At 69.7% G+C, this 22,337-nt stretch carries 19 protein-coding genes and 1 tRNA gene; 1 reads left to right on the forward strand and 19 read right to left on the reverse strand.

Annotated features, from left to right (window positions below; translation table 11 throughout):
- Window positions 1-24 precede the first annotated feature (24 nt).
- Window positions 25-2,763, reverse strand: coding sequence for a DNA polymerase I (gene polA, locus ESP57_RS02380; protein WP_129230440.1), 2,739 nt, complete (start codon window positions 2,761-2,763; stop codon window positions 25-27).
- 140 nt (window positions 2,764-2,903) lie between these two features.
- The gene (locus tag ESP57_RS02385; RefSeq protein ID WP_056009246.1) at window positions 2,904-3,509 is read right to left on the reverse strand and encodes an ANTAR domain-containing response regulator; all 606 of its coding nucleotides are present in this window, start codon (window positions 3,507-3,509) and stop codon (window positions 2,904-2,906) included.
- A gap of 36 nt (window positions 3,510-3,545) precedes the next feature.
- Here ESP57_RS02385 and ESP57_RS02390 point away from each other — a divergent pair.
- A tRNA-Leu gene (locus tag ESP57_RS02390) sits at window positions 3,546-3,631 on the forward strand.
- Between the two features lie 21 nt (window positions 3,632-3,652).
- Here the strand turns inward: ESP57_RS02390 and ESP57_RS02395 are convergent.
- The 17 genes from ESP57_RS02395 to rpe all read right to left on the reverse strand — a co-directional run bounded on the left by ESP57_RS02395 (window position 3,653) and on the right by rpe (window position 22,336).
- Entirely contained in the window at window positions 3,653-4,828 is a 1,176-nt protein-coding gene (locus tag ESP57_RS02395) for an NAD(P)-dependent oxidoreductase (protein WP_129230441.1), read from the reverse strand.
- Window positions 4,829-4,836: 8 nt separating this feature from the next.
- Complete coding sequence (locus tag ESP57_RS02400) at window positions 4,837-5,298, reverse strand: SRPBCC family protein (protein ID WP_056009250.1); 462 nt, start codon at window positions 5,296-5,298, stop codon at window positions 4,837-4,839.
- Window positions 5,299-5,430: 132 nt separating this feature from the next.
- Window positions 5,431-6,846 (reverse strand): pyruvate kinase, encoded by a 1,416-nt coding sequence (gene pyk / locus ESP57_RS02405; protein ID WP_056009252.1) that lies wholly within the window; start codon window positions 6,844-6,846, stop codon window positions 5,431-5,433.
- Window positions 6,847-6,917: 71 nt separating this feature from the next.
- Window positions 6,918-8,375 carry a glutamate synthase subunit beta gene (locus ESP57_RS02410; RefSeq protein ID WP_129230442.1) on the reverse strand — a complete coding sequence of 486 codons (1,458 nt, stop codon included), beginning with the start codon at window positions 8,373-8,375 and terminating at the stop codon, window positions 6,918-6,920.
- Window positions 8,368-12,960, reverse strand: coding sequence for a glutamate synthase large subunit (gene gltB, locus ESP57_RS02415; protein WP_129230443.1), 4,593 nt, complete (start codon window positions 12,958-12,960; stop codon window positions 8,368-8,370). Before gltB ends, ESP57_RS02410 begins: the two co-directional genes overlap by 8 nt.
- 97 nt (window positions 12,961-13,057) lie before the next feature.
- Window positions 13,058-14,071 carry a prolipoprotein diacylglyceryl transferase gene (gene lgt / locus ESP57_RS02420; RefSeq protein ID WP_424219112.1) on the reverse strand — a complete coding sequence of 338 codons (1,014 nt, stop codon included), beginning with the start codon at window positions 14,069-14,071 and terminating at the stop codon, window positions 13,058-13,060.
- Window positions 14,072-14,132: 61 nt separating this feature from the next.
- Window positions 14,133-14,915, reverse strand: coding sequence for a tryptophan synthase subunit alpha (trpA, locus tag ESP57_RS02425; protein WP_129230444.1), 783 nt, complete (start codon window positions 14,913-14,915; stop codon window positions 14,133-14,135).
- On the reverse strand, window positions 14,912-16,120 hold the full coding sequence (gene trpB, locus ESP57_RS02430; RefSeq protein ID WP_129230445.1) for a tryptophan synthase subunit beta: 1,209 nt from the start codon (window positions 16,118-16,120) through the stop codon (window positions 14,912-14,914). The genes trpA and trpB overlap by 4 nt, the downstream gene beginning before the upstream one ends.
- Window position 16,121: 1 nt before the next feature.
- Entirely contained in the window at window positions 16,122-16,895 is a 774-nt protein-coding gene (gene trpC / locus ESP57_RS02435; protein ID WP_129230446.1) for an indole-3-glycerol phosphate synthase TrpC, read from the reverse strand.
- Window positions 16,895-17,125, reverse strand: coding sequence for a DUF6704 family protein (locus tag ESP57_RS02440; protein WP_056009264.1), 231 nt, complete (start codon window positions 17,123-17,125; stop codon window positions 16,895-16,897). The genes trpC and ESP57_RS02440 overlap by 1 nt, the downstream gene beginning before the upstream one ends.
- Window positions 17,126-17,160: 35 nt before the next feature.
- Complete coding sequence (locus tag ESP57_RS02445) at window positions 17,161-17,793, reverse strand: Trp biosynthesis-associated membrane protein (protein WP_129230447.1); 633 nt, start codon at window positions 17,791-17,793, stop codon at window positions 17,161-17,163.
- Window positions 17,794-17,804: 11 nt separating this feature from the next.
- Window positions 17,805-19,331, reverse strand: a complete 1,527-nt coding sequence (locus ESP57_RS02450; RefSeq protein WP_129230448.1) for an anthranilate synthase component I — start codon at window positions 19,329-19,331, stop codon at window positions 17,805-17,807.
- 23 nt (window positions 19,332-19,354) lie between these two features.
- Complete coding sequence (gene hisI / locus ESP57_RS02455; RefSeq protein WP_056009270.1) at window positions 19,355-19,726, reverse strand: phosphoribosyl-AMP cyclohydrolase; 372 nt, start codon at window positions 19,724-19,726, stop codon at window positions 19,355-19,357.
- Window positions 19,723-20,484: an imidazole glycerol phosphate synthase subunit HisF gene (hisF, locus tag ESP57_RS02460; RefSeq protein ID WP_129230449.1), complete on the reverse strand. Its 762-nt coding sequence runs from the start codon at window positions 20,482-20,484 to the stop codon at window positions 19,723-19,725. The genes hisI and hisF overlap by 4 nt, the downstream gene beginning before the upstream one ends.
- A 9-nt stretch (window positions 20,485-20,493) precedes the next feature.
- A complete protein-coding gene (gene hisG, locus ESP57_RS02465; protein ID WP_056009274.1) occupies window positions 20,494-21,336 on the reverse strand; it encodes an ATP phosphoribosyltransferase in 843 nt (280 codons plus the stop codon).
- A gap of 44 nt (window positions 21,337-21,380) precedes the next feature.
- Window positions 21,381-21,644 carry a phosphoribosyl-ATP diphosphatase gene (locus tag ESP57_RS02470; protein WP_056650691.1) on the reverse strand — a complete coding sequence of 88 codons (264 nt, stop codon included), beginning with the start codon at window positions 21,642-21,644 and terminating at the stop codon, window positions 21,381-21,383.
- A 29-nt stretch (window positions 21,645-21,673) separates the two neighbouring features.
- On the reverse strand, window positions 21,674-22,336 hold the full coding sequence (rpe, locus tag ESP57_RS02475; RefSeq protein WP_115957780.1) for a ribulose-phosphate 3-epimerase: 663 nt from the start codon (window positions 22,334-22,336) through the stop codon (window positions 21,674-21,676).
- Between the last annotated feature and the right edge of the window lies 1 nt (window position 22,337).

Below are 22,337 nucleotides of genomic sequence, written 5' to 3' on the forward strand. Positions count from 1 at the left end.
CGCATCCCGGCGGCGGCGCACTGATCAGTGCGCCGCGTCCTCCCAGTTGGCCCCGCGACCGATCTGCACGTCGAGCGGCACGAGCAGCTCGGCCGCACTCGCCATGCGCTCGCGAACGAGCGTCTCGAGCGTGCCGGACTCGCCATCGGCGACCTCGAAGATGAGCTCGTCGTGCACGGTGAGCAGCATGCGACTCGCCATGCCCTGCGCTGCGAGGTCGTGCTCGACCCGCGACATCGCGATCTTGATGATGTCGGCCGCCGAACCCTGGATCGGCGAGTTCAAGGCGGCGCGCTCGGCGTTCTCGCGAAGCACCCGGTTCGGACTGTTGAGGTCGGGGAACGGACGACGGCGACCGAAGATCGTCTCGGTGTAGCCGTCGATCTTCGCCTGCTCGACGACCATGCGCAGGTAGTCGCGCACCGCGCCGAAGCGCTCGAAGTACTCCTTCATGAGCTGCGTCGCCTCGGCGCGGTCGATGCGGAGCTGCTTCGAGAGGCCGAACGCGCTGAGACCGTACGCGAGGCCGTACGACATGGCCTTCACCTTCGTGCGCATCACGGGAGTGACATCGGCGGGATCCACCGAGAAGACGCGGGCGCCGACGAAGCGGTGGAGGTCTTCACCGGCGTTGAACGCCTCGATGAGGCCGGGGTCGCCCGATAGGTGCGCCATGATGCGCATCTCGATCTGCGAGTAGTCGGCCGTGAGCAGCTCGGTGTACTCGGGTCCGTGACGGAAGGCCTTGCGGATGCGGCGGCCGTCTTCGGTGCGGATCGGGATGTTCTGGAGGTTCGGGTCGTTCGACGACATGCGGCCCGTGGCGGCGCCGATCTGGCCGTAGCTCGTGTGGATGCGACCGTCGCCCGCGATCGACTTGTCGAGCGACTCGACGATCTGGCGCAGCTTCGTGGCGTCGCGGTGCTCGAGCAGATACCCGAGGAAGGGGTGCGGGTTCGACTCCTGCAGGTCGGCCAGCGCGCTCGCGTCGGTCGTGTACCCGGTCTTCGTCGCGCGCGTCTTCGGCATGCCGAGCTGGTCGAAGAGCACCTCTTGCAGCTGCTTCGGCGAACCGAGGTTGACCTCGCGCCCGATCTCCGCGAACGCGGATTCGGCCAGGCCGGCTGCGCGAGCGCCCAGCTCGGCCGAGAGCGCGCTGAGCTCGGCGTGGTCGACCGTGACGCCGCGCACCTCCATGGCGGCGAGCACCGGCACGAGCGGCATCTCGACATCGGCGAGCAGTTGCCGCGAGCTCTCGGGCAGGGCCCGGAGCACGACGGGCGCGACGCGCAGCGAATACCACGCGTACTCCGGAGCGCCCGCGTCGGTGCCCTCCTCGGGCACGAGCTGAGCGGGGTCGCCCTGGGGCACGGTCTCGCCGAGGTAGCGCTCGACGAGGTCGGCGAGCGTCTTCTCGGCGAGGATCGGTCGCACGAGCCATCCGGCGACGAGGGTGTCGACGACGAGCCCGTCGAAGGCGAGGCCCGACCGCATGAGCGCCTTCAGCTGGGGCTTCGCGTCGGTCATGATCTTCGGGGCGTCGCTCGCGAGCCACGCCTCGAACGGCGCGTAGTCGGTGCGCCCCTGCTGCCACGGCAGGTGCACGGACTCCGTCGCCGTCGCGATGCCGGCGCCGATCACGGCGCCGTCGAGCACCTCGATGCTGAGGCCGAGGCCGGCAGGCTCTGCAGCGACGGCGCGCTCGATCCAGGCGGCGAGTTCCTCGTCGAGGAGCCGCCGCGGAGTCGGCGCCGCGGGAGCGGCGGGAGCGTCTGCGACCGGGGCCACGGGCGCAGCGGATGCCGCGGCAGCACCGTTGCCGTTGCCGTTGCCATTGCCGTTGCCGTTGCCGTTGCCGTTGCCGTTGCCGTTGCCGGCCACGATCTTCTTCATGCGCTCGAACAGCGTGCGGAACTCGAGCCGCTCGAAGATCGGCTGCACCGCCTCGATGTCGATCGGCTTCGCCACGAGCTCGTCGATCGCGACGTCGAGCTCGACGTCGGTGACGAGCCGGTTGAGCCGGCGGTTGCGGATCGCGTTCTCCTTCTCGTCGCGCAGGTTCTGCCCGACGACGCCCTTGATCTCTTCGGCGTGCTCGAGGATGCCGTCGAGCGAGCCGTACAGGCCGAGCCACTTGACGGCGGTCTTCTCGCCCACCTTCGTGATGCCGATGAGGTTGTCGCTCGTCTCACCGACGAGTGCGGCGATGTCTGGGTACTGCTCGGGGCGGATGCCGTAGCGCTCGACGACCGCGTCGGTGTCGTAGCGCTTCAGCTGCGAGACGCCCTGCGTGTTCGGGTAGAGCAGCGTGACGTCGTCGTTGACGAGCTGGATGGTGTCGCGGTCGCCGGAGACGAGGAGGACACGGTAGCCCTCGGCGCGGCCGCGGGCCGCGAGCGTCGCGAGGATGTCGTCGGCCTCGTAGTCCTCTTTTTCGAGGGTGCGCACGCCCATCGCCTTCAGGGCGTCTTGCAGCAGGGGCACCTGGCCCTTGAACTCGACCGGCGTCTCACCCCGAGTGCCCTTGTACTCGGGGTACTCGCGCGTGCGGAACGAGGCGCGCGAGATGTCGAAGGCGACGGCGATGTGCGTCGGCTTCTCGTTCGCGAGCAGCAGGAGCAGCATCGACAGGAAGCCGTGGATGGCATTCGTGTGCTGACCGTCGCGGGTGGTGAAGCTGTCGACTGGGAGGGCGTAGAACGCCCGGAAGGCCAGCGAATGGCCGTCGACGACGAGGAGGGTGGGCTTTTCTGCGTCCGACACCCCCCAAGACTACAAGCGGCCGACGACACCGCCCGACGCGTCATCGAGGACCGCGTGGCCGCCTGAGAGGCAACGAGAACAGCGGATGCCGCGGCGACACGTGTCGCCGCGGCATCCGCTGTTCTGGAAGCCTGTGGGTGCTACTTCTTGGCCGCGAGCTGCTCGATGATGGCCTGCGAGACGTCTTTCATCGTCAGGCGGCGGTCCATCGAGGCCTTCTGGATCCAACGGAACGCCTCGGGCTCCGAGAGTCCCATCTTCTCGTTGAGGAGGCCCTTCGCCCGATCGACGAGCTTTCGGGTCTCGAAGCGCTCGACGAGGTCGCCGACCTCGGCCTCGAGCGCGATGATCTGCGCGTAGCGGGCCAGGGCGATCTCGATCGCGGGCAGGAGGTCGTTGGGCGTGAACGGCTTCACGACGTAGGCCAGGGCGCCGGCTTCGCTGGCGCGCTCCACGAGCTCCTTCTGGCTGAACGCCGTGAGGAGCACGACCGGGGCGATGTGGCCCTTCGAGAGCCGCTCCGCCGCGGAGATGCCGTCGAGCTGGGGCATCTTGACGTCCATGATGACGAGGTCGGGTCGCAGCTCGGTGGCGAGCGCCACTGCCGTTTCGCCGTCACCGGCCTCGCCGACGACCTCGAAGCCGTTGTCGCGCAGGATCTCGACGATATCGAGGCGGATGAGCGACTCATCTTCCGCCACGACCACGCGGCGCGGTGCCGACTGAGTTGGTTCGGTGTCTGTCACGGAGGAAAGCCTACGGTATTCTGAGCGAGGCCTTTGGCCGGTGTGGCGGAATGGCAGACGCGGAGCACTCAAAATGCTTTGCCCGAAAGGGCGTGTGGGTTCGACCCCCACCACCGGCACCACGTCCCGAATCGGGCGAGGCACTAGCTCCAGAGACCGACCAGTGCGGTCGCGAGCTCGCGGTCGATGTCGGCCGGCACTCCGAACGGTCCGGTGAATCCGACCCCGCCGCGTGCGATGGCGGCGAGGCTCGCCGCCTGCAACGAGAGTCCGAGGTCCATCGCCTGGATGGGATTGCCGCCGGCTGCCACGAGGTTGATCATCTTGGTGCCGTGCAGCACCACGATCTCGCGTCCGTCGGCCATCTCGTAGAGGATCCGGGCGTCGGCATCGCCCGACGGCGTCGAGAGCGACGAGGTCCGGAGGGCGCGCGACCGCAGCGCGGGCAGATCGATCTCGTCGGCCTCGTGCCCGACGCCGACGAGCATGGCACCGTTGCCGAGGAGGTCGAGCCGGTCGCCCGAGATCACGCCCGGATGACCGGTGGCGAGGAACACGAGCTGCGAGTCCGGAAGCAGCGTGTCGACCGGAGCGACGCGGTGGCCGTGCATGATCGCCTCGAGCGCCCGGTAGGGATTGGTGTCGGCCACGCTCACCCGCGCCCCGAGCCGTGCGAGCGTCTCCGCGACGCCCTTGCCGCACGGACCGTACCCGATGACGGTAGACCGGGTCCCCGGCAGCATCGCGTTCGTGGCGTTCATGAACCCCTGCACGATGCTCTGGCCGACGCCGAACTCGTTCTCGATCAGGAGCTTCAGCGGGCTGTCGTTGATGACGACGACCGGGAAGTCCGCAGCGACGTCGAGCTCGCGGAGCCGTCGCCCGCCCGTCGTCGTCTCCTCGGTGGCGCCGAGGAAGCCCGCGCCGCGGGGCCCGCCGCGGAGGATCCGCTCGATCGTCTCCGCCCCGTTGTCGAGGAGGAGGTCGGGCTGGGCGGCGACGAGGGCGTCGAGGTTGCGCGCGTGCTGGGCGGCATCGTCGTCATGGCCGCCGAGCACCGTCGCGCCGAGCGCACGCAGCGTGTCGACGGTCGCCTGGTCGGTCGTGCCGAGATTGCCGGTGATGGTGACCCTCGCCCCCACCCTGAGCAGCCAGTGCACGAGCACCCCGGTCTTCGGCTCGATGTGCAGGCAGATGCCGACGTGCCGCCCGGCGAAGTCGTCGGCGTGAGTCGCCATGGTCGCCGCGAGGAGCGGCATCGAACGCGCGGCCCAGTCGAGGGCGGGCGATCCGCTTGCAGGGAGAACGGATGTCGGCATGGTCGACCTCATTTCGTGGACGGAGGAGCCTCGTCTGAGGCGAGGATTGCATTCCGGTGCTCGATGAGACGCCGCAGGTAGGGTCCGAGCACGAGCTCCGCGGCGCGACCCAGTGGCCCGAACGGCGCGGCGAACCGCACCCGATCGACCATGAGCGTGCCGCCCGCGGCATCATCCGAGAACTCGTGCTCGTGGCGGAAGGAACGGAACGGCCCGGCGACCTGCTCGTCGACGAACGACGACGGCGGGTCGAACTCGCTGATCCGGCTCGTCATCCGGAACGGCACGCCGAAGTGCCGGGCCCGCCACGTCACCTCTTCGCCCGCGCCGATGAGGCCCGTCGTGACACCGGCGATCGCGCGCTCTCGCGAATCGGACATGGATGCCACGTGCACGTCGATGTTCCGGGAACGGTCGAAGGCCTGCTGCACCGTCATCGGCAGACGGGTGCTGCACTCGAACTCGACCATGCTCCGAGTCTGGCACCTCGAGCAGCACGACGACGGCCGGCGGTCGAGCGGTGGCTGCGACATCCGCTGCTCGTCACCGCGGACACGCGAAAGGAGCCGGCCCTCGCGGACCGGCTCCTCTCGTCGTACGGGCTAGAGCACCTCGCCGACGACGTGCACGCGCACGTCGTTCGTGGTGCCGGGGATTCCGGGAGGGGAACCCGAGATGATGACGACCTTCTCGCCGTTCACCGCCTTGCCCGTCTTCGCGAGCGCCTCGTCGACCTGGCCGACCATCTGGTCGGTGTGGGTCACCCGGGACACGACGAACGACTCGACACCCCAGTTGAGCGCCATGCGGCGGCGGATCGCGGGGTCGGGCGTGAACGCCAGGATGGGGATCTTCGAGCGCAGGCGCGTCATGCGACGCACTGTCTCGCCCGACTCGGTGAAGACGCAGAGGTACTTGGCCTCGACGAAGTCGGCGACCTCGACCGCGGCGGCCGTGATCGCGCCCGACTGGGTGCGCGGCTTCGTGCCGAGGGGCGCGATGCGGTCGAGCCCGTGCTGCTCGGTCGACTCGACGATGCGCGCCATGGTCTGCACCGTGATGACGGGGTACTCCCCCACGCTCGTCTCGCCCGAGAGCATGACCGCGTCGGCCCCGTCGAGCACCGCGTTCGCGACGTCGGAGGTCTCAGCGCGCGTCGGCACGGGGCTGTGGATCATCGACTCGAGCATCTGCGTCGCCACGATGACGGGCTTCGCGAGACGGCGAGCGATCTCGACCGCGCGCTTCTGCACGATCGGCACGGCCTCGAGGGGCAGCTCGACGCCGAGGTCGCCGCGGGCGACCATGATGGCGTCGAACGCCTCGGTGATCTCCTCGAGGGCGTCGACGGCCTGCGGCTTCTCGATCTTCGCGACGACGGGCACGCGGCGGCCCACCTCGTCCATGATCTCGTGCACGCGGGTGATGTCGGACGCGTTGCGCACGAACGAGAGCGCGATGAGGTCCGCGCCGAGTTCGAGTCCCCAGCGGAGGTCGGCCTCGTCCTTGTCGGAGAGTGCCGGCACGTTGACGGCGACGCCGGGCAGGTTGATGCCCTTGTTGTTCGACACCGGTCCGGCCACGATGACCTTGGTGGTGACGACGACGCCGTCGGTCTCGACGACCTCGACGCGCACCTTGCCGTCGTCGATCAGCAGGAAGTCGCCCGGCTTGACGTCGTGGGGCAGCCCCTTGAAGGTCGTTCCGACGAGTTCCTTCGTGCCGACGACGTCTTCGGTCGTGATCTTGAAGATGTCGCCCTCGGCGAGCTCGTGGGGTCCGTCGGCGAACTTGCCGAGACGGATCTTCGGCCCCTGGAGGTCGACGAGCACTGCGACGGCACGACCCGAGTCGCTCGCCGCCTTCCGCACGTTCTGGTAGACGCCCTCGTGGACGTCGTAGCTGCCGTGGCTGAGATTCATCCGCGCGACGTCGACGCCTGCATCGAGAATCGCCCGGATCTGCTCATAGCTCGATGTCGCCGGCCCGAGGGTGGCGACGATCTTCGCTCGTCTCATTATTTTGTGCTCCCATGTTCCGCGCCGAAGCGCCGGGTGTTGGTCGAAGCGCGCCATGCGGCGCGCAGTGGTCAGATGGAGAAGGCGCGTGCCGTCGAGGCGATCGGCGACGGCAGCAGGGTCTCGCCTTCAAGGTAGCGGTCGACGGCGGATGCCGCAGCTCGCCCCTCTGCGATCGCCCAGACGATGAGCGACTGCCCGCGGCCGGCGTCGCCGGCGACGAAGACGCCCGGCTGCGCGGTCGCGTAGTCGGCCTCGCGTGCCAGGTTGCCGCGATCGGTGACGGACAGCTGAAGCTGGTCGTCGAGCGCGGCGGTCTCGGGTCCGGTGAACCCGAGTGCGAGGAGCACGAGGTCGGCCGGGATCTCCCGTTCGGTGCCAGCCTTCGGCACGCGGCGGCCGTCGAGGTACTCGGTCTCGGCGACGCGGATGGCGCGCACCTCGCCGACGTCGTTCGAGAGGAACTCGACCGTCGAGGCGAGGAACTGGCGGTTGCCGCCCTCTTCGTGGGCGCTCTGCACCTCGAACAGGGTCGGGTGCATCGGCCACGGCTGGTGCTCGGGCCGGCTCGCGCTCGGCTCCTTGCCGATCGCGAGGTTCGTGACCGACAGCGCGCCCTGGCGGTGCGCCGTGCCGATGCAGTCGGCACCGGTGTCACCGCCGCCGAGGACGACGACGTGCTTGCCCTCGGCCGTGATCTGGTCGAAGACCTGGTCGCCGGCGAGGTGGCGGTTCGACTGCACGAGGTAGTCCATGGCGAAGTGCACACCGGGCAGGTCGCGGCCGGGAATCGGCAGGTCGCGCGGAACGATCGCTCCGGTGGCCACCACGACGGCGTCGTAGCGCTCGCGCAACTGCGCCCACGTGATGTCGACGCCGATGTTCACGCCGGCACGGAACCGGGTGCCCTCGGCGGTCATCTGCGCGAGCCGCAGGTCGAGGTGCTTCTTCTCCATCTTGAAGTCGGGGATCCCGTACCGCAGGAGACCGCCGATGCGGTCGTCGCGCTCGAAGACGGCGACCGTGTGCCCGGCGCGCGTGAGCTGCTGCGCTGCCGCGAGGCCGGCGGGGCCGGAACCGACGACGGCGACCGTCTTGCCGGTCAGGCGACCCGGCGGCTGCGGCTGGACCCAGCCGTTGCCGAACGCCTCGTCGATGATCGAGACCTCGACCTGCTTGATCGTCACGGCGGGCTGGTTGATGCCGAGCACGCAGGCCGACTCGCACGGTGCCGGGCAGAGCCGACCCGTGAACTCGGGGAAGTTGTTCGTGGCGTGGAGGCGCTCGGACGCTGCGCGGCCCTCGCCGCGGTACATGAGGTCGTTCCACTCGGGGATCAGGTTGCCGAGGGGGCAGCCCTGATGGCAGAACGGCACGCCGCAGTCCATGCAGCGGCCGGCCTGTCGCCGGAGCTGCGCCGGGTCGCCCTGCTCGTAGACCTCTTTGAAGTCCATGATCCGCACCGGAACGGGCCGCCGCTTGGGCAGCTCTCGCTCGGTGACCTTCAGAAAGCCCTTCGGGTCAGCCATTGGTCACTTCCAGGATTCGCGTCCAGACCACGTCGCCGTCGGGGTCGAGCCCTTCGTCGACCGCGCTCTGGCGGGTTCGGAGCACTGCGGCGTAGTCGCGCGGCAGCACCTTGGTGAAGCGGTCGAACGCCTCGTCGCCGGCGGCGAGGAGCGAGGCGGCGACCGCGGAGTCGGTGTTCGCGACGTGCTGTTCGAGCAGGTCGCGCACGATCTCGCGATCGGCGCTGCCGAGCGGGTGCAGCTCGAGCTCTCCGGTCGTCAACGATTCGCGGTTCACACGTTCTTCGCGGAGGCCCAGCACATAGGCGGTGCCGCCCGACATGCCTGCACCGAGGTTTCGGCCGGTCTCGCCGAGGATGAGCGCGAGGCCGCCGGTCATGTACTCGAGCGCGTGGTCGCCCACGCCCTCGACGACCGCGGTGGCTCCGGAGTTGCGCACCAGGAAGCGTTCGCCCACGATGCCGCGGATGAACATGCTGCCCTGCGTGGCGCCGTAGCCGATGACGTTGCCGGCGATCACGTTGCGCTCGGCGACGAAGCCGCTGTCGCGCGACGGACGGACCACGATCTGTCCGCCCGAGAGTCCCTTGCCCACGTAGTCGTTCGAGTCGCCCTCGAGACGGAGCGTGATGCCCGCGGGGAGGAACGCGCCGAGGGACTGGCCGGCCGAGCCCGTGAGCGTGATGTCGATCGAGCCGTTCGGCAGGCCGTGCTCGCCCCGCCGCACGGTGACCTCGTGGCCGAGCATGGTGCCGACGGCCCGCTCGGTGTTGCGGATCGGCAGCGCGATCTCGACGTTGCCGCCCTGCTCGAGCACGAGCCGGCTGCGCCGGATGAGCTCGTTGTCGAAGTGCTCGTCGAGCTCGTGGTCCTGGCCGCGGATGTTGCGACGCGCTTCGGATTCGGAGAAGTCGGGTCCGACGAGCATCGGCGTGAGGTCGAGGCCCGACGCCTTCCAGTGGTCGAGCGCGCGGTCGATGTCGAGCAGTTCGCGACGGCCGACGATCTCGTCGATCGAGCGGTAGCCGAGCTCGGCGAGGTACTCGCGCACCTCTTGGGCGATGAACTCGAAGAAGTTGACGACGAACTCTGGCTTGCCGGTGAAGCGCTTGCGGAGCTCGGGGTTCTGCGTCGCGACGCCGACAGGGCACGTGTCGAGGTGGCAGACCCGCATCATGACGCAGCCCTGCACGACGAGCGGCGCCGTGGCGAAACCGAACTCCTCTGCGCCGAGCAGCGCGCCGATCACGACGTCACGGCCGGTCTTCAGCTGGCCGTCGACCTGCACGACGACGCGGTCGCGCATGCCGTTCAGCATGAGCGTCTGCTGGGTCTCGGCCAGGCCGAGCTCCCAGGGCGTGCCCGCGTGCTTCAGCGAGTTGAGCGGGCTCGCGCCGGTGCCGCCGTCGTGACCCGAGACGAGGATGACGTCGGCGAGGGCCTTGGCGGTGCCGGCGGCGACCGCGCCGATACCCGACTGGCTCACGAGCTTCACGTGCACCCGTGCCTTCGGGTTCGCGCGCTTCAGGTCGAAGATGAGCTGCTTCAGGTCTTCGATCGAGTAGATGTCGTGGTGCGGCGGCGGCGAGATGAGGCCGACGCCGGCGGTGGCATGCCGAGTGCGGGCGACCCACGGGTACACCTTCGTGGGCGGCAGCTGGCCGCCCTCGCCGGGCTTGGCACCCTGGGCGAGCTTGATCTGGATGTCTTCGGCGTGGGTCAGGTACATGCTCGTGACGCCGAAGCGGCCCGAGGCGACCTGCTTGATCGCGCTGCGCCGCTCTGGGTCGAGCAGGCGGTCGAGATCTTCGCCGCCCTCGCCCGTGTTGGACTTCGCGCCGAGGCGGTTCATCGCGATCGCGAGCGACTCGTGCGCCTCCTTCGAGATCGAGCCGTAGCTCATCGCCCCGGTCGAGAATCGCTTGACGATCGACTCGACGGACTCGACCTCGTCGATCGGCACCGCTGGGCGCGTGCCCGTGCGGAGCGCGAACATTCCCCGCAGGGTCATGAGGTCTTCAGCCTGCGAGTCGACGAGCGAGGTGTACTCGCGGAAGACGTCGTAGCGGCGATTGCGCGTCGCGTGCTGCAGACGGAACACCGTCTCGGGGTTGAAGAGGTGCGGCGAGCCGTCGCGGCGCCACTGGTACTCGCCGCCGGTCGCGAGGCGCTCGTGGGCGCGCACCGCGACATCCTGCGGGTAGGCCTGCGTGTGCCGGTCGAGGTTCTCGGACGCGATCGTGTCGATGCCGACACCGCCGAGCTTCGAGGTCGTGCCGGTGAAGAACTCGTCGATGAAGCCCTGGTCGAGCCCGATCGCCTCGAAGGCCTGGGCCCCCGCGTACGACGAGATCGTCGAGATGCCCATCTTCGACATGATCTTCAGCACGCCCTTGCCGAGCGCCTTGATGACGTTGTGCACCGCGTCTTCGGGCGTGACGCCCGTGATGACACCGGACCGTACGAGGTCTTCGCACGTCTCCATGGCGAGGTACGGGTTCACAGCGGATGCCCCGTAGCCGATGAGCAGGGCGACCTGGTGCACCTCGCGCACGTCGCCGGCCTCGACCACGAGCCCGACCTTCATGCGGTTCTCGGAGCGGATGAGGTGGTGGTGCACCGCGGAGAGCATGAGGAGCGACGGGATGGGCGCCAGGTCTTTGTTCGAGTCGCGGTCGCTCAGCACGATGAATGCCGCGCCGTCGGCGATGGCCTGGTCGACCTCGCCGCAGATGGCGGCGATGCGGTTGCGGAGTGCCTCGGGGCCCTCGTCGAAGCGGTAGAGGCCGCGGATCGTGACCGTCGTGCGCGCACCCGGCGCCGGGTCGATGTGCACGATCTTCGCGAGCTCGTCGTTGTCGATCACCGGGAAGGTCAGCGCGACCTGACGTGCGTGCTCGGGCCCCGCGTCGAGGAGGTTGCGCTCGGGGCCGAGCGAGGTGCCGAGCGAGGTCACGACCGCTTCGCGGATCGAGTCGAGCGGCGGGTTCGTCACCTGCGCGAACTGCTGTGTGAAGTAGTCGAAGAGCAGGCGCGGACGCTTCGACAGCACCGCGATCGGCGTGTCGGAGCCCATGGCGCCGAGCGGCTCCTGCCCGGTGCGCGCCATCGGCGCGAGCAGGATCTTCACCTCTTCCTCGGTGTAGCCGAAGGTGCGCTGACGACGGTTCACAGATGCCGGCGGGTGCACGATGTGCTCGCGTTCGGGCAGCTCGGCGAGCTGGATGCGACCCTGCTCGAGCCAGTCGCCCCACGGCTCGGCAGCGGCGAGTTCGGCCTTGATCTCGTCGTCTTCGATGAGGCGACCCGCCTCGGTGTCGACGAGGAACATGCGACCCGGCTGCAGCCGGCCCTTGCGCACGATCCGGCTCTGCTCGATGTCGAGCACGCCGATCTCGCTCGCGAGCACGACGAGGCCGTCGTCGGTCACGACGTAGCGGCCGGGGCGCAGCCCGTTGCGGTCGAGCGTCGCGCCGACGAGCGAGCCGTCGGTGAAGACGATGGCCGCCGGGCCGTCCCACGGCTCCATGAGCATCGAGTGGTACTCGTAGAACGCGCGGCGCTCGGGTGCGATCTCGGTCTGGTTCTCCCAGGCCTCGGGCACCATCATCATGACGGCGTGCGGGAGGCTGCGGCCCGCGAGCGTCAGCAGCTCGACGACCTCGTCGAACGAGGCGGAGTCGCTCGCGCCGGGGGTCACGATCGGCCGGAGCGGCGCGAGGTCGCCGAGCACCTCGGACTCGAGCTGCGACTGGCGCGCACGCATCCAGTTGCGGTTGCCCTGGATCGTGTTGATCTCGCCGTTGTGGGCGATCATGCGGAACGGCTGGGCGAGCGGCCACGACGGGAACGTGTTCGTCGAGTACCGCGAGTGCACGAGCGCGAGCTTCGACGCGAAGCGCTCGTCGGAGAGGTCGGGGTAGAACGGCTCGAGCTGCAGCGTCGTGACCATGCCCTTGTAGACGATGGTGCGACTCGACAGCGAGGCGAAGTACAGCTCGAGCTCGCGCTCGGCGCGCTTGCGCAGCCGGAACGTCAGCCGGTCGAGGTCGATGCCCGACACGGTCGCGCCGGTCGACGAGGTGGCGACCGCCTGCACGAAGAGCTGCTGCACCACCGGCATGGCCGCACGAGCGAGCGAGCCGAGTTCGTCGGGACGGACCGGCACCTCGCGCCATCCGATGACGGACAGGCCTTCGGATGCCGCGAGCCCGACGAGTGCCTGCTTGATCCGGCTGCGCGCGGTGGGGTCGACCGGGAGGAAGGCGTTGCCGACCGCGTAGGCGCCGGCGTCGGGAAGCCCGAACGCGGTCACGGCGCGGAGGAAGGCGTCGGGAACCTGCGTGACGATGCCCGCGCCGTCACCGGTGCCGGCATCGGAGCCGACCGCGCCTCGGTGCTCGAGGTTGCGGAGCGCATCGAGCGCCGCCGTGATGATGTCGTGTCCGGCGGTGCCACGGAGCGTGGCGACCATCGCGAGGCCGCAGGCGTCTTTCTCGGCGGCAGGGTCGTACATGCCCTGGGCAGCCGGTACGGTACCGAACCTCGAGAAGGGTGGGGTGAGCGACACGTGAACCGTCCTCATCAACTAAGTGTGCAGCGGGGGACGTCGTCGGCCCATCAGGGAGATGTCGCGACGCGTGGTGCGGCGTCGGTTCGGAGAAGCGTTCTACGTGGGCGCTTTACGCTGAGGTGGATCGGCTCGGGCTTGTGGCCGCCGTCACGCCCGTTTCGCTCTCACCCTCGACATCATCGTCGAGAGAGTCGGAGTCGGACTCGATGTCTTCGGAGTCTACCTCAGCATTGGGCGCACTCCATTCACGTCCCGGCACGTACGGGCTCGCCTCGTCGCCGGTGTGCCGGCGACGCTGCACGAGGATCAGCACGATTCCCAGCACGACCGCCGCGAGCGAGGCCCAGACGTTGACCCGGATGCCGAAGAACATCTCGCTCGGGTCGAGTCGGATCGACTCGAAGAATGCACGGCCGGCGCCGTACCAGATGAGGTAGACGCCGAACGCCTTGCCCCAGCGCAGGTTGAAGCGACGCTCGAGCAGGACGATCGCGGCGGCTCCGAGGAGGTTCCAGACGAGCTCGTAGAGGAACGTCGGGTGGAAGAGTGTGCCGTCGACGAGGCCGGCCGGGAAGGCCGGGTTGTCGGAGGAGATCTCGAGACCCCACGGCAGGTCGGTGGGCGAGCCGAAGAGCTCGTGGTTGAACCAGTTGCCGAGGCGGCCGACCGCCTGCGCGACGAGGAGTCCGGGCGCGAGGGCGTCGGCGAACGACCAGAAGCGGATGCCCGTGAACCGGCAGCCGATGATCACACCGACGGCGCCGCCGAGGAGAGCGCCGTAGATCGCGTTGCCGCCCTCCCAGATGTTCCAGATCGCACCCGGCTGGAACGGGTTCCAGACGTTGGCGCCCGCGTAGAAGTAGTCGTCGGGGTGCGTGAACACGTGGTAGAACCGAGCGCCGATGATGCCGAGCGGCACCGCCCACAGGGCGATGTCGAGCACGATGCCGGGCTCGGCGCCTCGCTTCGTGAGCCGGCGCGAAGTGATGATGACGGCGAGGACGATGCCGACGAGGATGCAGAGCGCGTACGTCTGGATCGTCAGCTCGCCACCCCACGGAAGCGGGATCTCGAGGGCGCGCCACGCGGGGTCGGGGCTCGGAATGCTGAACGGTGCGATCACGCCGGCTGCTGCCTTTCCTCAGTTTCTTCGGCCGCTGACGGCCTCAATGAGCGTACTTCACTCAGGCGCGCGTGCCGCGCGCGAGTTCGGCCGCGAGCTCGCCCACCGCGGCAACGCCGCCGGTGGCGAGTGCATTCACGAGCGCCGACCCGACGATCGCGCCCTCGGCGTACGCGAGCACCTCGGCGACCTGGGCGGCCGTCGAGATGCCGACGCCGACGCAGCTGGCCGGGGCCCCTGCAGCGCTCAACCGCTCGACGAGTGTGCGAGCGGCCCGGTCGACGTCGCTGCGGGCGCCCGTGATGCCCATGGTCGAGACGGCGTAGACGAAGCCGCGGCTCGCGTCGATGACCTGCCGGATTCGGGCGTCCGTCGAGGTCGGCGCGGCGAGGAAGACCCGGTCGAGACCGGTGCGCTCGGATGCCGCGATCCACGCGGCGCCCTCGTCGGGGATGAGGTCGGGCGTGATGAGGCCCGCTCCCCCGGCCGCCACGAGGTCGTCGGCGAACCGGTCGACGCCGTACTGCACGACGGGATTCCAATAGGTCATGATCAGCACCGGGGCATCCACCCGTTCGGTGATGCGTCGCACGGCCTCGAAACCGTCGGAGAGACGGAAGCCGTTCGCGAGCGCCTGCTGCGTGGCCGCCTGGATGACCGGGCCGTCCATGACGGGGTCGGAGTACGGCAGGCCGAGCTCGAGGATGTCGACGCCGTTCTCGACCATCGCCACCGCAGCCTCGACGCTCTCGTCGAACGTCGGGAAGCCGACCGGCAGGTAGCCGATGAGCGCGCCGGACGCTTCGTCGTTGCGACGGCGGATGACGGAACCGACCGTGTTCATCGGGCGTTCTCCCGGTCGTAGAGCTCGAAGTAGTGAGCAGCCGTGTCCATGTCCTTGTCGCCGCGACCCGAGAGGTTCACGAGGATCGTGGCCTCTGGCCCGAGTTCGCGGCCGAGCTCCAGCGCACCCGCGAGGGCGTGCGCCGACTCGATCGCCGGGATGATGCCCTCGGTTCGGGTGAGGAGGCGGAGCGCCTGCATCGCCGCGTCATCGGTCACGGGTCGGTAGTTCGCGCGGCCGAGCGCGGCGAGCCACGAGTGCTCGGGGCCGACGCCCGGGTAGTCGAGCCCGGCCGAGATCGAGTGCGACTCGATGGTCTGGCCGTCCTCGTCCTGCAGCAGGTAGCTGCGCGCCCCGTGGAGCACGCCGGGGCGCCCCTTGGTGATGGTCGCGGCATGCCGTTCGGTCTCGGCTCCCTCGCCGCCGGCCTCGAACCCGTAGAGGGCGACGCCCTCGTCGTCGAGGAAGGCGTGGAAGATGCCGATCGCGTTGGATCCGCCGCCGACGCAGGCCGCGACCGCGGTCGGCAGCCCGCCCGTGAGGTCGATGACCTGCTGGCGGGCCTCTTCGCCGATGATCTTCTGGAAGTCGCGCACCATCTCGGGGAACGGGTGCGGACCCGCGACCGTGCCGAAGATGTAGTTCGTGGTCTCGACGTTGGTGACCCAGTCGCGCATGGCCTCGTTGATCGCGTCTTTCAGCGTGCGCGAGCCCGCCGTCACGGCGATGACCTCTGCACCGAGGAGCCGCATGCGCGCGACGTTCAGCGCCTGACGCTCGGTGTCGACCTCACCCATGTAGATCACGCAGTCGAGCCCGAAGAGCGCAGCCGCCGTCGCCGTGGCGACGCCGTGCTGGCCGGCGCCGGTCTCGGCAATCACGCGGGTCTTGCCGATGCGCTTCGTCAGCAGCGCCTGGCCGAGCACGTTGTTGATCTTGTGCGAGCCCGTGTGGTTCAGGTCTTCGCGCTTCAGGATGACCCGTGCACCGCCGGCGTGCGCGGCGAATCGCGGCACCTCGGTGATGATCGACGGTCGGCCCGTGTAGCTGCGGCCGAGTTCCGCGAGCTCTTCGCCGAACGCCGGATCGAGCTTCGCGAGATCGTAGGCCTCGCCGAGCTCGTCGAGGGCGGCGACGAGGGACTCGGGCACGAAGCGCCCGCCGAAGTCGCCGAAGTAGGGACCGGTCTGCGCTCTGAGCGCCATGTCACACCGCCAGGAAAGCTGAGAGGTTGGCAATCGGGTCGCCGCCCGTGACGAGCGCCTCGCCGACGAGGACGACGTCGGCGCCCGAGGAGCGGTAGTGCGCGACATCCGTCGCCGACAGCACGGCGGACTCCGCGACGCGGATCGCGCCCTCGGGGAATCGCGGCGCGAGACGACCGAAGAGGTCGCGGTCGAGTTCGAAGGTCGAGAGGTCGCGGGCGTTCACGCCGATGAGGCGCGCGCCGAGCGCGGCCGCGCGCTCGAGTTCGTCGGCCGAGTGCGTCTCGACGAGTGGCGTCATGCCGAGCTCGATGATGAGGTCGTGGAGCTCGCGGAGCGTCTGGTCGTCGAGCGCGGCCACGATGAGCAGCACGAGGTCGGCGCCTGCCGCGCGTGCTTCGAACACCTGGTAGGGCGTCGCGATGAAGTCCTTGCGCAGCACGGGCAACGAGACGGCCGCACGCACGGTCTCGAGGTCGGCGAGCGACCCGCCGAACTTGCGGCCCTCGGTGAGCACGCTGATGGCACTCGCGCCGCCGAGCTCGTACTGACGAGCGAGGGCGGCCGGATCGCTGATCGTCGCGAGCGAACCCCGTGAAGGGCTCGAGCGCTTGATCTCGGCGATGACCTTGACGTGGGCGGCAGGGCGGAGCGCCTCGAGTGCGTCGAGTGCCGCCGGGCGCGCGAGCGCCGCGGCTTCGACGGCTGCGAGCGGTGCGCTCTCGCGGCGCGCCACAGCGTCGGCGACCGCGTTCGCCGTCAGCTCGGCGAGCACTAGTGCGCCTTTTCGGCGACCTTCGAGCCGCCGACACCGTAGCCGGCGCGCGCGAGCACCCAGCCGACGATCATGCCGACGACGAGGAGACCTGCCGACGCCCAGACCAGCCACTGCGCGTCGAAGAAGAAGGCGACCGTGCCGATCGTGAATGCGATGAGCATGATCGTGACGGCGGTCCATGCCGCGGGCGAGTGTCCGTGGCCGGGATCTGCGGTCTCAATGCTCATGATGCTCCTTCGTGCTGGGGTTTTCGTCGGCCAGTCTAGCGGTCGTCGTGACGTTCGGTTGTTTCGTCGGTCGGGTCGTCGCCCCGGCTGAGGCCGTCCCAGTCGTCGATGGCGCGGTCGGAGGCCGGGCGTTCGACGGGCGTCACGGCAGCGTCGTCGGCGGCCATGCGGGAATCGCTGTACCGCCGCGAGGAGGCGGGCCAGCGGGTGCCGGTCACGAGCACGGCGATGCCTGCCAGCACGAGCAGGGCCCCGCCGACGATCGCCAGCACCGGCCAGACCGTCGCGGAGACGGATGCCACGAGCTCGGCGGTCGGTGCGGCGCCGGCGACGCCCGTGGCATCCGTCACGGCAGGTGACACCGAAGCAATGGGGTCGGCCAGCGACAGGACGGCTGCGAGCAGCACGCAGCCGCCGAGGAGCACCTCGAGCACGCCGAGCACGACGCGGATGCCGGGACCTGCGATCGCGAGGGCGGCCACGAGCGCGAGGCCGGCGAGGCCGAGGGCTGCGAGGGCCGGGGACGCGACGCTGCCCGTGACGTCGATCGGTTCGCCGGTGCCGCCGGTCGTGCTCGCCTCGATGAGGAGCTCGAACCAGGTCTGGCTCCACGAGAGCAGCACGAGGCCGGCCCCCACGACCGTGGCGACGATCACGGGCAGCTTCATGCGGGCCGGATTCACGACTCCACCCGGCGCATCGCGTTCGCCACGGCGACCGCACGCAGGGGCGCCGCGGCCTTGTTGCGGGACTCCTGGTATTCGGACTCGGGGTCGGAGTCAGCCACGAGGCCGCCGCCCGCCTGCACGCGGGCGACGCCTCGAGAGATCGTCGCGGTGCGGATCGCGATCGCGAGGTCGGCGTCGCCGCCGAACCCGAAGTAGCCGACGACGCCCCCGTAGAGGCCTCGCTGCGCGGGCTCCAACTCGTCGATGATCTCGAGCGCTCGCGGCTTCGGCGCGCCCGACAACGTGCCCGCCGGGAAGGTCGCGCGGAAGACGTCGATCGCGTTCGCGTCGCCGACGAGGTCGCCCTCGACCGAGGAGACGAGGTGCATGATGTGGCTGAACCGCTCGACCCGCATGAACTCGGTCACCTCGACCGTGCCGGCGGTGCAGACCTTCGCGAGGTCGTTGCGGGCGAGGTCGACGAGCATGAGGTGCTCGGCCTGTTCCTTCGGGTCGGCGATGAGCTCGGCCTCGAGGTCGGCGTCGGCCTCGGGGGTCGCCCCACGCGGCTTCGATCCGGCGATCGGGTGCGTGAACACGCGGCCGTGCTGCACCTTCACGAGCGCCTCGGGCGAGGAGCCGACGATCCAGTACGGCTCCCCCGCCGTGTCCTCGAGGTGCAGGAGGTACATGTACGGACTCGGGTTGAGGCTGCGGAGCACCCGGTACACATCGATCGGATGCGCCGTCGCCTCCTGCTCGAAGCGCTGCGAGATGACGACCTGGAAGATGTCGCCCTCACGGATGTACTCCTTCGACCGGTCGACCGCCGCGAGGAAGTCGGACTTCTCGGTGCGGTGCACCGGGTCGGCGGCGCGCGCAAGGTCGATCTCGGCGAGCCACGCCTCGGTCGGCTGGGCGAGGCCCTGCTGCATGCGGTCGAGGCTCGCCTGCGCGCCCTGCCAGAGCTGCTCCGGTGCGTCGCCCCGGTCGTTCAGCGCCGAGGCGATGAGCTGCACGGTGCCCGTGCGGTGATCGATCACGACGAGCTCGGAGACGAACGCGAACGCCTGGCCCGGCATCGGGAACTCCGACGGCGGGCGGTTCGGCAGGCGCTCGATCTGACGGATCGCCTCCCAGCCGATGAACCCGACGAGCCCGCCGGTGAGGGGCGGCGCGCCCGGAACGTCTTCGGTGCGCCAGCGTTCGAAGAGCGCCTCGAGTGCGGCGAGGGGCGCGAGTTCGGCAGCGTCGCCGAGTGCGCGCTCGGCGCTCAGCCCGTAGTCCTGCCACTCGACGCGGTCGGATGCCTCGGTGAGCACGCCGTACGACGAGACGCCCACGAACGAGTAGCGCGACCAGATGCCGCCCTGCTCGGCCGACTCCAGCAGGAACGTGCCGGGGCGTCCGCCGGCGAGCTTGCGGTAGATGCCCACCGGCGTCTCGCCGTCGGCGAAGAGCTCGCGCACGACGGGCACGACCCGGCGCCCCGAGAGCAGGGCGGAGAACTCCTCGAAGGTGGTCGTGGCGTCGGCCAACGTGTGCTCCTCGTCGTCAGTCGTCAGTCGGCGGGCGGGAATCCGGGGGTCACGGCGATCGGGTCGCCGTCGAAGCAGGTGCGGGTGCCGGTGTGGCAGGCCACGCCGATCTGCTCGACGCGCACGAGGAGGGTGTCGGCGTCGCAGTCGAGCGCCGCGGAGCGCACGTACTGCGCGTGCCCCGAGGTGTCGCCCTTGCGCCAGTACTCCTGGCGCGACCGCGACCAGAACGTGACGCGCCCCTCGGTCAGCGTGCGCCGGAGCGCCTCGCGGTCCATCCAGCCGAGCATCAGCATCTCGCCGGTGTCCCACTGCTGGATGACGGCGGGCAGCAGCCCGTCGGCGTTGAAGGCGGCGCGCTCGAGCGCAGCTTCGACGGTCGATTCCGTGGTCATCGGACGATCCTTCCGTCGGCCGCCAGCGCGGCCTTCACCTCGCCGATGGTCAGCTCGCCGTTGTGGAAGACGGATGCCGCGAGCACCGCATCGGCTCCGGCTGCGATCGCCGGCGGGAAGTCGGCCACCGCACCGGCGCCGCCGGAGGCGATGACCGGCACGGTCGACAGCTCGTGCATGAGCGCCGTGAGCTCGAGGTCGAAGCCGGCCTTCGTACCGTCGGCGTCGATCGAGTTCACGAGCAGCTCGCCGGCCCCGAGCTCGATGCCGCGGCGTGCCCAGTCGAGCGCGTCGAGGTCGGTCTCGGTTCGGCCGCCGTGGGTCGTCACGACGAATCCCGACGGCGTGCGGTCGGATCGCTTGACGTCGAGCGAGAGTACGAGCACCTGCGCACCGAACCGGTCGGCGATCTCGCCGATGAGCGCGGGGCGTGCGATCGCGGCGCTGTTGACGCCGATCTTGTCGGCGCCATGGCCCTGCAGGCGCGCGACGTCGTCGGCCGATCGGATGCCGCCGCCCACGGTCAGCGGGATGAAGACCTGCTCGGCGACCCGCTGCACCATGTCGTACGTCGTGGAGCGGTCGTCGACGGTGGCGGTGACGTCGAGGAAGGTGAGCTCGTCGGCACCCTGCTCCGCATAGCGGGCCGCGAGTTCGACGGGATCGCCCGCGTCACGCAGGTTCTGGAAGTTCACGCCCTTCACGACGCGGCCTGCTGCCACGTCGAGACACGGGATCACACGGACGGCGAGAGACATGCGCGCGCCTCACAACCGAGCTGCGTGGATCGCGCTCACGAGGATCGCCCTCGCGCCGAGCTCGTACAGCTCGTCCATGACGTGGTTCATGTCGGCGCGCGGGATCATGACGCGCACGGCGACCCATTCGGGATCGTGCAGCGGCGAGACCGTGGGCGACTCGAATCCGGGCGCGGCGGCCGTCGCCCGCTCGAGGTGCTCGACCGGCACGTCGTAGTCGAGCAGCACGTACTGGCGTGCCACGAGCACGCCCTGGAGGCGGCGGAGCAGTGTCGCGGCGCCCGGCTTGTCGATGCCGGACCCGATGAGGACGGCCGTCGAGTCGAGGATGACCGGGCCGAAGATCTCGAGACCCGCCTGGCGGAGCGTCGAACCCGTCGAGACGACGTCGGCGACCGCGTCGGCCACGCCGAGCCGTACCGCGGACTCGACGGCGCCGTCGAGCTTCACGAGCTTGGCCGGAGTGACGCCGTGGCCGGCGAGGAAGTCGCCGACGAGGCCCGGGTAGCTCGTGGCCACCCGAACGCCCTCGAGGCCCGTGAGGTCGGTGAAGGCGCCCGCCGGCCCCGCGAAGCGGAACGTCGAGTCGCCGAATCCGAGCGGCGCGATCTCGGAGGCATCCGAGCCGGAATCGAGCAGGAGGTCGCGACCCGTGATGCCGACGTCGAGCGCGCCGGAGCCGACGTACGTCGCGATGTCGCGCGGGCGGAGGTAGAAGAACTCGACCCCGTTGCGCGGGTCGGCGGTGTGCAGGTCGCGCGGGTCGCGGCGACCGGTGTACCCGGCCTCCCACAGCATCTGCGCGGCGGTTTCGGCGAGCGAGCCCTTGTTGGGCACGGCGATTCGGAGCATTTCGGTACTTTCGTGTCGACGGTTCTGATCGGCCATGGGCGGGATCAGAGATGTCGGTACACGTCGGCGGGCGAGAGCCCCTTCGCCAGCATCAGCACCTGCAGGTGGTAGAGCAGCTGGGAGATCTCTTCGGCCGTCTCGTCGTCGCTCTGGTACTCGGCGGCCATCCACACCTCGGCGGCCTCCTCGACGATCTTCTTGCCGATGGCGTGCACGCCGGCGTCGAGCTCGCGTACGGTGCCTGAGCCCTCGGGGCGGGTGGCGGCTCTGTCAGCGAGCTCGATGAACAGCTCGTCGAAGGTCTTCACCCGTCAAGACTACCGGTGCCCGGCCCGGCTCAATGCCGGTGCGCGATCGCGGCGTCACGAAGCGCGATGATGCGCTCGGCGGGCACGTCGGCCCCGAAGACCGCTGAGCCGGCGACGAAGGTGTCGGCCCCGGCATCTGCTGCGATGCCGATCGTGTCGAGCGAGATGCCGCCGTCGACCTGCAGCCAGACGTCAAGGTCCGTCTCTCGCACCACGCGCGAGAGGCGCTCGAGCTTCGGCATCGTCTCGGCCATGAACGACTGGCCGCCGAAGCCGGGCTCGACGGTCATCACGAGCACCTGGTCGAACTCGGGCAGCAGCTCGAGGTACGGCTCGACGTCGGTGCCGGGCTTCAGCGCGATGCCGGCGCGCGCGCCGATCTCGCGGAGCCGGCGCGCGAGCGCCACGGGCTCGTCGGTGGCCTCGGCGTGGAAGGTGACCGAGAACGCGCCGAGTTCGGCATAGCCGGGCGCCCAGCGATCGACGTCGGAGATCATGAGGTGCACGTCGAGCGGGATCGGGCTGACCTCTTGCAGGCGGCCCACCATCTGCGGCCCGAACGTCAGGTTCGGCACGAAGTGGTTGTCCATCACGTCGACGTGCACGAGGTCGGCGCTCGCGATGCGCCCGAGCTCGTGCTCGAGGTTCGCGAAGTCGGCAGCGAGGATGCTCGGGTTGATCCGCGTCGTCATG

This window comes from Agromyces fucosus (genome assembly GCF_004134865.1).
In the GTDB taxonomy this organism is placed as follows: Bacteria; Actinomycetota; Actinomycetes; order Actinomycetales; family Microbacteriaceae; genus Agromyces; species Agromyces fucosus.

Excerpts from the sequence above, each read along its gene's own strand:
- ESP57_RS02395 (WP_129230441.1), bottom strand. The coding sequence starts at position 4,828 with ATGCCGACATCCGTTCTCCCTGCAAGCGGATCGCCCGCCCTCGACTGG.
- ESP57_RS02400 (WP_056009250.1), bottom strand. The coding sequence starts at position 5,298 with ATGGTCGAGTTCGAGTGCAGCACCCGTCTGCCGATGACGGTGCAGCAG.
- pyk (WP_056009252.1), bottom strand. The coding sequence starts at position 6,846 with ATGAGACGAGCGAAGATCGTCGCCACCCTCGGGCCGGCGACATCGAGC.
- ESP57_RS02410 (WP_129230442.1), bottom strand. The coding sequence starts at position 8,375 with ATGGCTGACCCGAAGGGCTTTCTGAAGGTCACCGAGCGAGAGCTGCCC.
- gltB (WP_129230443.1), bottom strand. The coding sequence starts at position 12,960 with ATGAGGACGGTTCACGTGTCGCTCACCCCACCCTTCTCGAGGTTCGGT.
- trpA (WP_129230444.1), bottom strand. The coding sequence starts at position 14,915 with ATGAACACGGTCGGTTCCGTCATCCGCCGTCGCAACGACGAAGCGTCC.
- trpB (WP_129230445.1), bottom strand. The coding sequence starts at position 16,120 with ATGGCGCTCAGAGCGCAGACCGGTCCCTACTTCGGCGACTTCGGCGGG.
- ESP57_RS02440 (WP_056009264.1), bottom strand. The coding sequence starts at position 17,125 with ATGAGCATTGAGACCGCAGATCCCGGCCACGGACACTCGCCCGCGGCA.
- ESP57_RS02445 (WP_129230447.1), bottom strand. The coding sequence starts at position 17,793 with ATGAAGCTGCCCGTGATCGTCGCCACGGTCGTGGGGGCCGGCCTCGTG.
- hisI (WP_056009270.1), bottom strand. The coding sequence starts at position 19,726 with ATGACCACGGAATCGACCGTCGAAGCTGCGCTCGAGCGCGCCGCCTTC.
- hisF (WP_129230449.1), bottom strand. The coding sequence starts at position 20,484 with ATGTCTCTCGCCGTCCGTGTGATCCCGTGTCTCGACGTGGCAGCAGGC.
- hisG (WP_056009274.1), bottom strand. The coding sequence starts at position 21,336 with ATGCTCCGAATCGCCGTGCCCAACAAGGGCTCGCTCGCCGAAACCGCC.
- rpe (WP_115957780.1), bottom strand. The coding sequence starts at position 22,336 with ATGACGACGCGGATCAACCCGAGCATCCTCGCTGCCGACTTCGCGAAC.